Consider the following 13,405-nt stretch of genomic DNA (forward strand, 5'->3'; position numbering starts at 1 on the left):
CTAAAATATTTTATTAAATCAACAGATATAATTTAGGCATAAAAAAACCTTGCAGGTAAAACCCACAAGGTCATTATTTTTACAGCTTACTGTGCCGGCAATAGCAACTTGTTTACTTATGATATCTCAAGCACGTTTCTACTTCGTTTTTAGAGCCTAATATTACCGCCACACGCTGGTGGATTGCATCGGGTTGAATATCCATAATACGCTCAGTACCCGTAGAGGCGATACCACCTGCTTGCTCAACTAGCATAGCCATGGGGTTGGCTTCGTACAGTAAACGTAGTTTATTAGGTTTGTTTGCATCCTTGGTGTCGGTTGGGTAGGTAAATAAACCACCACGGCTAAGTACACGGTGCACATCGCCAACCATAGCGGCAATCCAGCGCATGTTAAAGTTTTTAGCACGTGGGCCGGTATCGCCAGCGAGTAAGTCATTAATATAGTTTTGCATTGCTGGCTGCCAATGACGCTGGTTTGACGCATTAATAGCAAATTCGTTTGTATCAGCAGGGATAGTGGCAAAGTCTTGTGTTAGTAAAAAGCTACCTTGGGTTTTATCTAGCGTAAACATGCGCGTGCCTTTACCTGTAGTAAGTGCAAGCATAGTTGATGGGCCGTAAAGCACGTAACCTGCAGCAACTTGTTTGTGGCCTGGCTGCATAAATATACTTTGATCGGCGGCATCTGAGCCTTCTGGGGCTTCCATAATTGAAAATATAGTACCCACTAGCGAGTTAATATCGGTATTTGATGAGCCATCAAGCGGGTCAAACGCCACAATGTATTTAGCGTCTTGGTTGCCAGCTACTGTGTAGTCTTCCTCTTCTGAGGCGATGGCTTTAACCGACCCAGACTCCAGTAAAATATCTTTTAAAAGCTGATTAGATAATACATCGAGCTTTTTTTGGGTTTCGCCTTGAATGTTTTCATCAAGCGTTGAGCCTAATACGCCAGAAAGCGCACCTTGGCCAACACGAAACGAAATTTCTTTACATGCTGCTAAAATGGTTCTAATTAACGATAAAAGTTCTCTAGGACAACCGTCTTCTAGTAATACTGGTGGGAGTCTACGCATTCTATTTTCCTGATAACGTGTACTAGCTAATCTAAATGTGAGAGAGATTAACTTAGTGCGCTGAATTTCGTCTTAAATACCTGTATTGTTTAAATAGCACTGTAATAATGGTGCCACCTAATCGTACTTAAAACGCCAATAACAAAGATAAGATTATGAAAAAAATACCACTAATAAGTTACATATTCTTTACTGTGCTGTGCTCTATGATAACCCAAGCGCACGCAGCAATTAAGCCTATAGATGAATTTACTGCGCAAATGAATCACTTTCCTGGGTACTTTTCGTTTTATTACGATACTCAAAACGGCAAAGTGTTTTTAAAAGTAGATAAATTAGAGCAGCAATTTTTACTTCAGCAAAGCTTACCCTATGGAGTTGGTTCTAACGATATAGGCTTAGATAGAGGCCAACTTGGTAACACGCATTTGGTTCAGTTTGAGCGTTTTGGCGATAAAGTAATGTTGCGCGCGCTAAATACATATTATCGTGCAAATACCACTAACAAAGCTGAGCAGCAAAGTATTAAAGAGGCCTTTGCATCCAGTATTTTAGCGGGCTTTAAAGTGGTAGCGCAAAGCGAAAAAACGCTCCTGATTGATTACACACCCTATTTATTAAGCGATGTACACGGGGTAAGCCGTACGCTTGCAGCGCGCAAGCAAGGCAGCTTTAGCCTTGATGAATCACGCAGCGCTGTATATATGAATCGCTCAAAAGCGTTTGTAAAAAATACCGAGCTTGAAGCAGTATTAACGTTTAAGGGTACTAAACCAGGTAAATTTGTGCGCCAAGTAAGCGCCGATGCATACGCACTTACTGTACATATGCACCACTCACTTATTAAATTACCTGATGATAAATACACGCCGCGCAAATTTGACCCGCAATCAGGGTATTGGAGCATTGAGCATAAAGACTATGCAGCCCCCCTTGGTGAATCTATGTTTGTGCGCTATATACCGCGCCATCGCTTAGCTAAAAAAGATCCAAGTTTACCGATTAGTGAACCCGAAGAGCCCATTACTTACTACCTAGATCCTGGCGTGCCTGAGCCGGTTAAAAGCGCGTTACTTGAAGGCGGTAAGTGGTGGAATGATGCCTTTAGCGCAGCCGGCTATAAAAACGCATTTATAGTCAAAGTATTGCCGAGCAATGCTGATCCTATGGATATTCGCTATAACGTTATTCAGTGGGTGCATCGTGCTACACGCGGATGGTCTTACGGAAGCTCTGTTATAGACCCTCGTACCGGCGAAATACTCAAAGGGCATGTAACACTAGGCTCATTGCGTGTACGCCAAGATATTTTAATTGCAGAAGCCCTTGGTGCGCCTTATTTAAAAGGTAACGAGGTGGCTAAAAATTTACAGGCAATGGCACTTGATAGGATTCGCCAGTTAAGTGCACACGAAATTGGCCATACGCTGGGCATTGCACATAACTTTGCAGCCTCGGTGGGGGATAGAGCGTCAGTTATGGATTACCCGCACCCACTACTTAGCTTTAACGAGCAAGGCGAGCTTGATGTAACCCGCGGCTATGCAAGCGGTATGGGCGTATGGGATACCCAAGTTATTAAGTATGGTTACAGCGACTTTACTAATCAAGATGAAAGTGCTGAGCTTGCAGCAATATTAAAAGAGAACAAAACAAAGGGCCTTGAGTTTATATCTGATAGCGACGCACGCGCAAAGGGCGGGGCACACCCTACAGCGCACTTATGGGATAACGGTACTAACCCAGCGCAAGAGTTACTTAGAGTGCTTGATGTACGTAAAAAAGCGCTTTCGCAATTTGGTATTAACAACATTAAAACGGGCGAGGCACTCTCGCAGTTAGAAGAAAAACTCGTGCCGCTTTATTTATTTCATCGCTATCAAGTAGAGGCTGCAGTTAAGCTAATTGCGGGGGTTAACTACGAATACGAAACACGTAACAACTCACCTGCTAAGGGCGCGCAAGTGGTTGCAAAAGCGCAGCAGCAAGCGGCGCTTAGTGCTGTTTTAACAACATTAAAACCGGCTAATTTAATTTTGCCTGAGTCGGTGTTAGCGCTTATCCCGCCAAAAGCGTATGGCGAATCTAAATCGCGTGAAAGCATAACAGGGCGTACGGGTGTAACACTTGATGCGATGGCCTTGCCAGAAGTAGCTGCGCAGCATAGTTTATCGTTATTATTAAACCCACAGCGTTTAAATCGTTTAGCTCAACAACAAGTACGTAATTCTAATTTTTACAGCTTAGATGAGTTGTTAGAGCAGCTTTACAGCCAGGTGTTTAATGTGTCATCACCTAATACAATGAAAGGCAAAATCACCCAGCGGGTGCAATTTTTAACTGCAAAAAATATGGCTGATTTAGTCACTAGCGACAAGGTAAGCCCAGAGGTGCAGGCGCAGTTACGTTTCTACTTGGTAAAATTAAGCAAAGAGTACAATCAAAACTCAATGTTAAGTAATACCAGTGTAGGAGAAAGCGCGTTTAAACAGTATTTAGCAGAGCAAATAAAACAGTTTTTAAAAGTAGGTAAGTGGCCTGAAAACTTTAGTGGTTTACCAATGCCACCGGGCTCACCAATTTAATTATATGTTTTAGTGTGTAGTGGCTACTTAACCTGAGCTCAGGTTGCTAAATAAGTAGCCACGTTGCGGTGCCTAAAAAGGCAAAAATACCGACAATATCAGTTACTGTTGTAAGTACAACACTACCGGCAAGTGCAGGGTCTATATTCATTTTTTTCAATAAAATAGGAATACATGCGCCAGCAACACCAGCCACTACAAGGTTCATAAACATTGCAAATGCGAGCACGCCGCCAAGCATAAAATCCCATTGCCAAAGCGCAATTACACTGGCTATAAGTATTGACCAAAGAACCCCGTTTAATGCGCCTATCGCCAGCTCTTTAGCCATTAAAAATCGTTGGTTAGTTTGGTTAATATGGCCCACGGCAATACCGCGAATAACCAGAGTTAAAGATTGGCTACCTGCTACACCACCCATTGAGGGCACAATGCCATTGAGTACAGCTAAAATAGGTAATATATCTAAGGTGCTTTCAAAAAAGCTGGCCACAAAGGCGGCAGCTAAGGCTGTGAGTAAGTTAACGCCAAGCCATACTGAGCGTTTTTTTGAGCTTTTTAAAACAGGTGCAAAGGTGTCTTCTTCATCATCAAGACCGGCAAGGCTTAATAAGCTGTGCTCTGCATCTTCACGAATAACATCAACAATATCATCAATGGTGACACGTCCAAGCAGGTGGGCGTTATCATCGACTACAGGGGCCGATATCCAGTTATGGCGCTCAAACAACTGAGCAACTTCACTTTCATCCATCGAAATAGGGATAGACTCACAGTCTTCATCCATTAAATCTTGAACAATTTTTTCAGGCGGATTAGTTAACAGTGTACTAAGTGATAATGCACCTAAAAAACAGTTATGTTTATCAACAACGTATAAATCATCGGTGCCCTCTGGCAGCTCACCGCGTAGCCTAATATAACGCAGCACAACATCAAGTGTAACGTCTGGGCGAATGGTCACCGTATCGGTGTTCATTAGCGCGCCTGCAGAGCGCTCTTGGTAAGATAAAGCCTGTGTAGCGCGTTCGCGGTCTTGCGTATCCATAGCGCTAACCACATCTTTGTACACGGTGTCAGGTAGGCTACGTAGGACTTCACCCAAATCATCGTGGCCCATATCTTCAGTGGCCGCGGCAATATGCTCAGGTTCCATTTGTGCAATGATACCTAAACGTACATCTTCAGAGAGCTCTTCTAGCACATCCCCTTGCACATCTGGGTCAACCAGTTGCCAAAGCATGCGTCTAATTTTATGCGGAGAGGATTCAAGCAGCAGTGCTGTATCACAAGGTGCTGTTTTTGCTAGCATGCGTCTTACTTGAACAAATTGCCCACTATTAAGTGATTTAGTCACTTGTTTTAGTTGCTGTAGTGGATAGTCTTGTTCAAACGCTTCTGGCATTGGCATCCTAAATATTTTTGTGTAATGGAAAGGTGTTTAGTAAGTGGAGTTGCCCACTGTTATTTTCTTTATTTTTTGTGCTAAACCCAATGCTGGGACTAAATTAGTGTTTAAAATTAAGTAACCAAATTTAGCAGGGGCATGGCTTTATTATCCTAAATTAAAGCACTAAATTAGGCGAGTCGGAATACCCTAATTTACTAAATCTTTATAATTTGGCCAGATAAGTCTTTAACTTATAAGGCTATGGTGCTTTAAATTATTCTTGCTCGTTAAATCGTTGTGCAATTAATTGCCCAACCGCATGCAAAGCTTGCTCTGAATCAGGGCCTTCACAGACTACTTTAACTTCTTTACCTTTACTGCTTTCAAGTAGCATTAAAGCTAATACGCTGTCGCCTGCGGCTTCTTTATCATCTTGGTGTAAGGTGATTTTAGCATCAAACTGCACAGCTAATTGCGCAAGGACCGTTGCCGCTCTGGCGTGTAAGCCTAATTTATTTTTTATTAAAAATGTGTCTTCACAGCGCATAAATTACTATACCTAAACTGAACAGGTTATTATTTTAAGGTTACTTTTCTTGCTCACGATGACGAATTTTGACATTCGGATGCGTCATAGCAAAGCTCTCACCAATGGCTTGCGCTAAATAAACCGAGCGATGTTGACCACCAGTACAGCCAATTGCAATAGTGAGGTAACTACGGTTATTGCGCTCTAAGTGTGGCAGCCAAGTTTGTACAAAGGTTTGAATTTGCCAAGTGAATTTTTGCACTATGCTGTGATTTGCCAAAAAATCTTTTACTGGTTGATCAAGGCCCGTAAGCGGTTTGAGTTCAGGCTCCCAGTGGGGGTTTGGCAAAAAGCGAGCATCAAAAACATAATCAGCTTCTTTAGGTATGCCGTGTTTAAAGCCAAACGATTCAAATGTTACAATAAGTTGCTTATCTTTTTTACCCAGTATTTTTTCGCGAATTGACTCTGCTAATTGGTGCACACTTAAATCGGTGGTATCTAGCATAAAGTCAGCGCGTGTTACGAGTACATCAAGCAGTTCTTTTTCTTTTTTTATTGCTAAATCAAGCGGCAGTGAATCGATGGATAAAGGGTGTAATCTGCGTGTTTCTGAAAAACGTTTGATCAGTGTTTGATCATCACTATCTAAATAAAACAGTGTGGGTTTAGCAAAGTCAGGAAGGTACTCGAGAATATCGTTAAATTCATCTTGTTCTTTGGGGATATTACGAACATCTATACTAACGGCTATTTTGTCATAGTTATCTGAAACACTTCGCACTAAAGAGGGCAGTAAGTTGACCGGAATATTATCTACGCAATAATAGCCTAAATCTTCAACCACGCGTAAAGCAACCGACTTACCTGAACCAGAACGGCCGCTTATGATAATTAACTCCATTTATAGCCCTTAGTATTTACTACGATTGATCAACAATTACTTGATACAGCTCTGCATCGGTTTTAGCACTACGCAGCTGTTTACAAAATTCTTTGTTGCTCAGTTTATCAGCTATGGTTGCCAGAGTCTTTAGGTGCTGTTGGTTATCGCCATCTGGTACGATGAGTGCAACAAAAATATCAACAGGGCAGTTATCAATAGCATCAAAGTTAACAGGCGTGTCGCTAACAAGTACTAAAGCCAGCGGCTCTTCTACGCCACCCATTCTGCCATGAGGAATGGCGATACCCCGGCCAATGCCAGTACTGCCTAGCTTTTCTCTACTTGCCAGCGCATTAAGAATATCTTGTTGTGGTAAGTAGGGGAGCTTTTCATGAGCAAGCTCACTGATAAACTCTAAAATTCTTTTTTTACTACTAAAAAGGACCGCAGCTTTGCTGCAGTCCTGGCATACTAATGTACTTAATTTCATAATATTAGTGTCTAGCAAGCTTCTCTTTATGTTTTATGACTTGACGATCGAGCTTGTCAATCAACGAGTCTATAGCGGCATACATATCTTGGTGCTCTGTTGAGGCAAATAAATCTGCGCCACTTACATGAATAGTCGCTTCTGCTTTTTGGTTGAGTTTTTCTACATCGAGAATGACATGCACATTGCTAATATGATCTGAGTGCCTTTCTAGCTTTGCAAATTTATTATTTACATAGTCTCTAAGTGAATCAGTTACTTCTACGTGACGACCAGTTAGGTTTAGTTGCATAAGCATTTCCTCTTTGTTTTTTACGTCTTATATCAAACTCTTTCTCTGATTTGACGGTGGAATAGCTAGCGATTCACGGTATTTTGCTATTGTGCGTCTAGCTACTTTAATTCCTTGCTCTGCCAATATATCCGCAATTTTACTATCACTCAATGGTTTAGCTGAGTTTTCCGCGGCAATTAGCTTTTTAATTAGGGCACGTATTGCGGTTGATGAACACTCTCCGCCGTTTTCAGTGCTTACGTGGCTTGAGAAAAAATACTTAAGCTCAAAAATACCACGTGGCGTATGCATATATTTTTGCGTAGTAACACGCGAAATTGTCGATTCATGCATTTCTACCATTTCAGCAACATCGTTTAAAACCATTGGCTTCATGGCTTCTGGGCCATGTTCAAAAAATGCTTGTTGCTGTTTTACAATACAGTTTGTTACTTTGAGCAGCGTGTCGTTTCTGCTTTCAAGGCTTTTTATAAACCATTTAGCTTCTTGTAAGTGAGAGCGAATAAATTGGCTATCACCACTTGATTTTACGGTACGTGACATAGCCGCGTACTGACTATTTACGCGTATTTTTGGCATGCTATCTGGGTTTAGCTCTACCACCCAGCGGCCTTTTATTTTTTTAACCGACACATCTGGTATTACATACTCCGACTCTTCCCTTACTATGGTATCTGCAGGTTTTGGGTTGAGGGTATGTATTAGGGTCATGACCTCTTTAAGCTCGTCTTCTTTAAGCTTAGTCTTTTTCATTAATGTACGATAGTCGCGTGCCGCTAATAGATCAATGTGATCGGTTAAGATCATTTTAGTTTGTTCTATAAAAGGGGTGTCTTTATCAAACTGGTTTAGCTGAATACACAAGCACTCTTGTAAACTGCGCGCGGCTATACCTACAGGGTCAAATAACTGAATACGCTTTAAAACGGCTTCTATTTCATCAAGTTCAACTTCAACTTCGTCATCGTTTTCTTGGTTAAAGCTTTCTAAAATTTCTTCGCAACTTAGCGTTAAAATACCCGAGTCATCTACAGCTTCTACAATGGCAATAGCAATGGCTTCATCAGTGGGGCTAAAAGGAGTAAGCTGAAGCTGCCACATTAAATACTCATGTAGCGTTTCAGTAGAGGCACCTTGATAAATAGACTCATCTTCTGGCATTGGGCCTGAGGATGCCGCAGGGGCTGCGCTCATGTACTCATCCCAAGTTACATCCATTGCCATATCATCGCTAACGGTGTCTTTATTTAAAGCTTCGCCACTGTCTTGCTCGTACTCGCTGGTTGTATCGTCAGCCGATGCGCTTACGGTTACATCATCCGTATCTGCTTTTTGTTCATTTTTTCCAGCCGACTCTTCCGTGTAATCTTGCTCTTCTACTTCTAATAGCGGGTTGCTATCAAGTGCTTCTTGTATTTCTTGCTGGAGATCCAATGTACTGAGCTGCAGCAAGCGAATCGCTTGTTGCAATTGTGGAGTCATTGTAAGTTGCTGGCCCATGCGCAGCTGTAATGATTGCCTCATGTATCTCTAACAATCCTTTTATGTTGTTATAATTAATATTAGCAGATGCTTGTAGGTGTGGCTTAAATGTTACAGCCTAAATTGCTCGCCTAAATAAACATCGCGTACAGTTTTGTCATTTAATACGTGTTCTGGGGTGCCAGATGCAATTAGCTCCCCATGAGAAACAATGTAGGCTTTTTCACAAACATCAAGGGTTTCTCTTACATTGTGATCGGTAATTAATACGCCAATGCCACGGTTTTTAAGATGTTCTATTATTTTCTTTATATCTAACACTGAAATCGGATCAACACCAGCAAAAGGCTCATCCAATAAAATAAATTTAGGGTTTGCTGCCAGTGCTCTGGCAATTTCTACACGGCGGCGTTCACCACCAGAAAGCGCCATACCTTGGCTATCGCGAATATGCTGAATACTAAATTCATCAAGTAAGTTGTTAAGCGTTTCTTCTCGCGCGGCTTTATTGAGCTCTTTACGCGTTTCTAAAATAGCCATTAAGTTTTGATAAACTGTCAGCTTTCTAAATATTGATGACTCTTGCGGCAAATAGCCAATGCCTAAGCGGGCGCGGCTGTGCATAGGTAATAACGTAATGTCGTTATCATCAATAGAAATTTTACCTTTGTCGCTAGGTACTAATCCTACAATCATGTAAAAGGTGGTGGTTTTACCTGCGCCATTAGGGCCCAATAAGCCAACAATGCTGCCGGCTTCTACCTCAAGGCCTACATTTTTTACAACTTGGCGGCCTTTATAGCTTTTTGCTAATAGTTCTGCTTTTAAGGTGCTCATGGTTGACCTTCGTTACCTGTTTTTTCTTTAAGTTTTGCTTCAACAGGCACTAAAATTGTGTGGACACGATCCGTGGAGTTTTCGTCTTTTTCTGCGCTAATAAGCTGCTGCTGCATATCGTAGGTAATACTTTTAGCATTAATTTTTTGACCGGCTTGTGCGACTTCAGCATCGCCAACAAGCGTTAAAAAGCGCTTTGCTACGTCGTAACGTACTTCGTTTGCACTGGCGCTCATTACGGTACCATCGTCTTGTTTTTCTTCGAAGTAGGCTGGGCTGCCAGTGGCAATAAGGAGTTGTTTGTTATCCCCTAAGTCTTCACGTTTATGTACTTCAAGTCGGTCGGCTGTAATTTTGCGATTACCATGCACAATTTCGACGTTCTTTTCAAAAATACCTACGTTTTCTTTAAGTTGGCCTTCTTGACGGTCTGCACTAATAGAAATTTGATTTGCTGGCGGTTGAGCAGCAGGCTCAGCAGCAGAGGCGCTAAATGCAAGCATTAGCGATGGGATAATAAGTATTTTAGTGAGTTTATTGGTCATAATATATTGTTCGCGTATGGTTAATTAGTTTTATTACTTCGGTTTTTAAATCGGCTTCAAGGCCTTTACCGACAATTTTTAAATTAGGCCCAGTGACAACCACTGGCTGCTCAGAGCGCATTGTTTGCGCTTTAATGTCGACTTCGATGTTATCGGCATTGATGTTATCTATCATGGCGTTATCAACTAAATTTTTCGCAATCACATTGCCTTCTAAAATAAGTTGTTTATCTTCGTAAAGCGTTGCTTCGTCTGCATTTATTCGCCATGTTTGCTTTTCGTTATATAAAGTAAAAATAGGTTTTTCAAAAAATGTAAAGCCAAGCTGTTGGTACAGCTCCATTTTAGCCGCTGTGACTTTATGGCTTATTTTACCTTGCTCGTCATAAGCTGTTTGCTTAAGCTCTATAGCGGTGTAATCGGGCTTTGCAATTACTTCAGGTTCTTGCTCTGGCGCTACATTGGTTTGGGTAAAATAAGGGTACCAAAGCCAAACCATACAGCCGATGAATAACGCACTGAGTATAACGCGTGCTGCATTCATGAACTGGTGCCTTGTGTTGTAAGCGCTATGCCATTCTCTAGCATAAGTAAGTCTGTGAGCTCTCTAACGGCGCCAAAGCCGCCAGGCATTTGCGTAGTGTAATGCGATAAGCGCTTAATTAGTGGGTGTGCATCGTTTACTGCAACGGCAAAGCCAACGCGCTCCATTACTGGCATGTCAGGGCCATCGTCACCAATATAGGCTATTTGTTCATCAGTTAACTTTAAAGTGTTTTTGAGTTCTTGATAAGCAATAAGTTTGTCTTCTTGGCCTTGATAAATGTGCTGCACGGTTAAGCTGCTCATGCGAGTTTGCACTATTTCTGAGTGACGCCCCGTAATGGCCGCAACTTCAAAACCGCTATTGATCAGCGCTTTAATGCCAAAACCATCTTTTGTATTAAATGCTTTTAATTCTTCGCCTTGGTTACCGAGGTAAATTCGGCCATCAGAAAATACACCATCAATATCGCATATGAGTAGTTTTACTTTTTTGGCGCGTGCTTTGGCATCATCGCTTAGCGGTTGATAGAGATCTTCAAATTGCATTTATAATACTCCTGCTTTTAAGAGGTCTTGCATATTTAAGGCGCCTATTGGCTGGTTTTTATCATTGACAACAATTAAACCATTAATACGTTTATTTTCCATTATGTTTAGGGCTTCAGCTGCAAGTATATCGGCTGTGGCAGTTGTGCATGACTTAGTCATAACCTGGCTAATAGCGGTGCTATGTATATCCACTCTTTGCTCTAAAATACGGCGTAAGTCACCGTCGGTAAAAAGGCCAGCAAGCTGTTGATTGTTATCTACAATAGCGGTCATGCCCAGCCCTTTGGCTGACATTTCTATTAACGCGTCTTTAATTGTTTGCGTTACACCTATAATAGGGGTGTTTGTGCCGCTGTGCATTACATCTTTTAAAGTTAGCAACAATCGCTTACCTAAACTGCCGCCAGGGTGAGAGAGTGCAAAGTCATCGGCGGTAAAGCCGCGTGCTTCTAAAAGCGCAACCGCCATTGCATCACCCATTGCTAAAGTAGCAGTGGTGCTTGCAGTAGGCGCTAAACCTAATAAACAGGCTTCTTGTTCTACTTTTATGCATACGTGCACATCGGCAAGTGTAGCCATAGTAGAAAGCGGGTTGCCCGTCATCGATATTATTTTTGCACCAAGGCGTTTAAGCACCGGAATAATATTAAGTACTTCGCTGGTTTCGCCCGAGTTTGATATAAGCATAACCACGTCATTTTTGGTTATCATGCCTAAATCGCCATGGCTTGCTTCGCCTGGGTGAACAAAAAAAGCAGGGCTGCCTGTACTTGCAAGGGTAGCAGCAATTTTATTACCAATATGGCCTGATTTACCCATGCCAATAACAATAATCCGGCCTTGGCAATCAAACATGAGCTGACACGCACTATGAAAGTTTTCGTCAACGTATTGTGTAATATCAGCAAGCGCTTGGCGTTCAATGTTTAATACGCGTAAACCTTGCTCTATAAAATTTAGTTGTGCCATTGTTACCCTACTTGACTAAAAATATAACCTTGGTACGCCAAAAATGCCATGAGTAATAGGCCACCTTCTACTCTATTGATACGCTGAGAACCTCTAAAGTTCAATGACATAATAATAAGCGCAAGCGTAGCACCTAACATAATAAGTATGTCGCGGTTTGCAAGTGACGGGTCAACCACTGATGGGTTAATAATACCTGCAAGTGGTAATACCGCTAAAATATTAAATATATTTGAGCCCACAATATTACCTAGGGCTAAATCATCTTCGTTTTTAAGTACACCCGCTACAGAAGCTGCAAGTTCAGGTAAACTTGTGCCAATGGCGATAATGGTTAAGCCAATAACTAAGTCGCTTAAACCAAAGTATTTAGCAATATCGACTGCTGAACCAACTAAAAAGTGTGAGCTAACAGGCAATAAAACCATGCCGACAATTAGCCATAAAACGGCTTTTTTAGTTGGTACATCGTTAGGAACCTCATCGCAGGCTTCTGAAACAAAAGGGTCATCTTGATTTTTGGCGCGCAAAGAAACCACAATCAAGCCGCCAATAAACACAGCAAATGCAACTAGCAATGCCACCCCTTCGGTGAGTGAGAAGTAGTTGTCTGAAAATACATACCACGTAGCCAAGGATACCAGCATAACAAGCGGCATTTCGCGTTTTAAAGTGCTTGATGACACACTCAAAGGGCGTAGCAGCGCAGTAATACCTAACACAAGTAAGATGTTTGTTATATTTGAACCTACCGCGTTACCGACCGCTGTGTCGGTTTTATTTGCCAAAGCAGCCGAGGCCGATACCATCATTTCAGGGGCCGAAGAACCCATAGCAACAACCGTTAAGCCAACAATTAAAGTAGGGACACCAAAGTTTTTAGCAAGTGCTGCCGCACCGTATACAAATCGGTCGGCGCTCCACACAAGTGCAGCAAAACCAAGAATTAAAATAACAAACGAGGTAACCATTATGTTAAGCCAGATGTTCAAAATACAGATGGCGCGAATAGTAACAAAAGCCAACATGAAAGTATAAGCAAAAGAGCAGGGTCTACTATTGCAGTGCGTGAATTTTATGCGCTTAAGCAAAGGTTAAGGCAATTTACTTCAGCCTTAGAGCGCTTTTTGTAGGCGTATTACAAAATCTTACGAATTGTTTTTTCCATCTTGGCTAAAAAACCCTTAAAATAGGAGCACGAGTGAACATTGTTACGGAGAG

The 13,405-nt window shown here is 41.8% G+C and carries 14 protein-coding genes; 1 reads left to right on the forward strand and 13 read right to left on the reverse strand.

Annotation, left to right across the window (positions count from 1 at the left end; genetic code table 11):
- Positions 1–112 precede the first annotated feature (112 nt).
- Positions 113–1,081 (reverse strand): class 1 fructose-bisphosphatase, encoded by a 969-nt coding sequence (locus MSC25_RS14180; protein ID WP_096740185.1) that lies wholly within the window; start codon positions 1,079–1,081, stop codon positions 113–115.
- 155 nt (positions 1,082–1,236) lie between these two features.
- Between MSC25_RS14180 and MSC25_RS14185 the strand changes: the two genes are divergently transcribed.
- Positions 1,237–3,666 (forward strand): zinc-dependent metalloprotease, encoded by a 2,430-nt coding sequence (locus MSC25_RS14185; protein WP_248443802.1) that lies wholly within the window; start codon positions 1,237–1,239, stop codon positions 3,664–3,666.
- Positions 3,667–3,712: 46 nt separating this feature from the next.
- On the opposite strand, the gene mgtE is transcribed toward MSC25_RS14185, so the two are convergent.
- From mgtE to MSC25_RS14245, 12 genes are all read right to left on the reverse strand, one after another.
- Entirely contained in the window at positions 3,713–5,071 is a 1,359-nt protein-coding gene (gene mgtE / locus MSC25_RS14190; RefSeq protein WP_248443803.1) for a magnesium transporter, read from the reverse strand.
- 259 nt (positions 5,072–5,330) lie between these two features.
- Positions 5,331–5,603: an HPr family phosphocarrier protein gene (locus MSC25_RS14195; RefSeq protein ID WP_004589081.1), complete on the reverse strand. Its 273-nt coding sequence runs from the start codon at positions 5,601–5,603 to the stop codon at positions 5,331–5,333.
- Positions 5,604–5,643: 40 nt separating this feature from the next.
- Complete coding sequence (gene rapZ / locus MSC25_RS14200) at positions 5,644–6,489, reverse strand: RNase adapter RapZ (protein WP_004589082.1); 846 nt, start codon at positions 6,487–6,489, stop codon at positions 5,644–5,646.
- Between the two features lie 19 nt (positions 6,490–6,508).
- Positions 6,509–6,961, reverse strand: coding sequence for a PTS sugar transporter subunit IIA (locus MSC25_RS14205; protein ID WP_004589083.1), 453 nt, complete (start codon positions 6,959–6,961; stop codon positions 6,509–6,511).
- Positions 6,962–6,965: 4 nt separating this feature from the next.
- On the reverse strand, positions 6,966–7,253 hold the full coding sequence (hpf, locus tag MSC25_RS14210) for a ribosome hibernation promoting factor (protein ID WP_004589084.1): 288 nt from the start codon (positions 7,251–7,253) through the stop codon (positions 6,966–6,968).
- A gap of 27 nt (positions 7,254–7,280) precedes the next feature.
- The gene (locus MSC25_RS14215) at positions 7,281–8,780 is read right to left on the reverse strand and encodes an RNA polymerase factor sigma-54 (RefSeq protein ID WP_004589085.1); all 1,500 of its coding nucleotides are present in this window, start codon (positions 8,778–8,780) and stop codon (positions 7,281–7,283) included.
- A gap of 69 nt (positions 8,781–8,849) precedes the next feature.
- Complete coding sequence (gene lptB, locus MSC25_RS14220; RefSeq protein WP_004589086.1) at positions 8,850–9,575, reverse strand: LPS export ABC transporter ATP-binding protein; 726 nt, start codon at positions 9,573–9,575, stop codon at positions 8,850–8,852.
- Complete coding sequence (gene lptA / locus MSC25_RS14225) at positions 9,572–10,120, reverse strand: lipopolysaccharide transport periplasmic protein LptA (protein ID WP_248443804.1); 549 nt, start codon at positions 10,118–10,120, stop codon at positions 9,572–9,574. The genes lptB and lptA overlap by 4 nt, the downstream gene beginning before the upstream one ends.
- A complete protein-coding gene (lptC, locus tag MSC25_RS14230; protein ID WP_248443805.1) occupies positions 10,110–10,664 on the reverse strand; it encodes an LPS export ABC transporter periplasmic protein LptC in 555 nt (184 codons plus the stop codon). Before lptC ends, lptA begins: the two co-directional genes overlap by 11 nt.
- Complete coding sequence (gene kdsC / locus MSC25_RS14235; RefSeq protein ID WP_096042313.1) at positions 10,661–11,212, reverse strand: 3-deoxy-manno-octulosonate-8-phosphatase KdsC; 552 nt, start codon at positions 11,210–11,212, stop codon at positions 10,661–10,663. Before kdsC ends, lptC begins: the two co-directional genes overlap by 4 nt.
- Positions 11,213–12,184: a KpsF/GutQ family sugar-phosphate isomerase gene (locus MSC25_RS14240; RefSeq protein ID WP_004589090.1), complete on the reverse strand. Its 972-nt coding sequence runs from the start codon at positions 12,182–12,184 to the stop codon at positions 11,213–11,215.
- Positions 12,185–12,186: 2 nt separating this feature from the next.
- Entirely contained in the window at positions 12,187–13,155 is a 969-nt protein-coding gene (locus tag MSC25_RS14245; protein WP_154944996.1) for a calcium/sodium antiporter, read from the reverse strand.
- Between the last annotated feature and the right edge of the window lie 250 nt (positions 13,156–13,405).

The organism is Pseudoalteromonas sp. 1CM17D (assembly GCF_023161805.1).
Classification (GTDB): domain Bacteria; phylum Pseudomonadota; class Gammaproteobacteria; order Enterobacterales; family Alteromonadaceae; genus Pseudoalteromonas; species Pseudoalteromonas atlantica.

What these genes read in the sequence shown, in the direction of transcription:
- MSC25_RS14180 (WP_096740185.1), bottom strand. Translation starts at nt 1,081, where the DNA reads ATGCGTAGACTCCCACCAGTATTACTAGAAGACGGTTGTCCTAGAGAA.
- MSC25_RS14185 (WP_248443802.1), top strand. Translation starts at nt 1,237, where the DNA reads ATGAAAAAAATACCACTAATAAGTTACATATTCTTTACTGTGCTGTGC.
- mgtE (WP_248443803.1), bottom strand. Translation starts at nt 5,071, where the DNA reads ATGCCAGAAGCGTTTGAACAAGACTATCCACTACAGCAACTAAAACAA.
- MSC25_RS14195 (WP_004589081.1), bottom strand. Translation starts at nt 5,603, where the DNA reads ATGCGCTGTGAAGACACATTTTTAATAAAAAATAAATTAGGCTTACAC.
- rapZ (WP_004589082.1), bottom strand. Translation starts at nt 6,489, where the DNA reads ATGGAGTTAATTATCATAAGCGGCCGTTCTGGTTCAGGTAAGTCGGTT.
- MSC25_RS14205 (WP_004589083.1), bottom strand. Translation starts at nt 6,961, where the DNA reads ATGAAATTAAGTACATTAGTATGCCAGGACTGCAGCAAAGCTGCGGTC.
- hpf (WP_004589084.1), bottom strand. Translation starts at nt 7,253, where the DNA reads ATGCAACTAAACCTAACTGGTCGTCACGTAGAAGTAACTGATTCACTT.
- MSC25_RS14215 (WP_004589085.1), bottom strand. Translation starts at nt 8,780, where the DNA reads ATGAGGCAATCATTACAGCTGCGCATGGGCCAGCAACTTACAATGACT.
- lptB (WP_004589086.1), bottom strand. Translation starts at nt 9,575, where the DNA reads ATGAGCACCTTAAAAGCAGAACTATTAGCAAAAAGCTATAAAGGCCGC.
- lptA (WP_248443804.1), bottom strand. Translation starts at nt 10,120, where the DNA reads ATGACCAATAAACTCACTAAAATACTTATTATCCCATCGCTAATGCTT.
- lptC (WP_248443805.1), bottom strand. Translation starts at nt 10,664, where the DNA reads ATGAATGCAGCACGCGTTATACTCAGTGCGTTATTCATCGGCTGTATG.
- kdsC (WP_096042313.1), bottom strand. Translation starts at nt 11,212, where the DNA reads ATGCAATTTGAAGATCTCTATCAACCGCTAAGCGATGATGCCAAAGCA.
- MSC25_RS14240 (WP_004589090.1), bottom strand. Translation starts at nt 12,184, where the DNA reads ATGGCACAACTAAATTTTATAGAGCAAGGTTTACGCGTATTAAACATT.
- MSC25_RS14245 (WP_154944996.1), bottom strand. Translation starts at nt 13,155, where the DNA reads ATGGTTACCTCGTTTGTTATTTTAATTCTTGGTTTTGCTGCACTTGTG.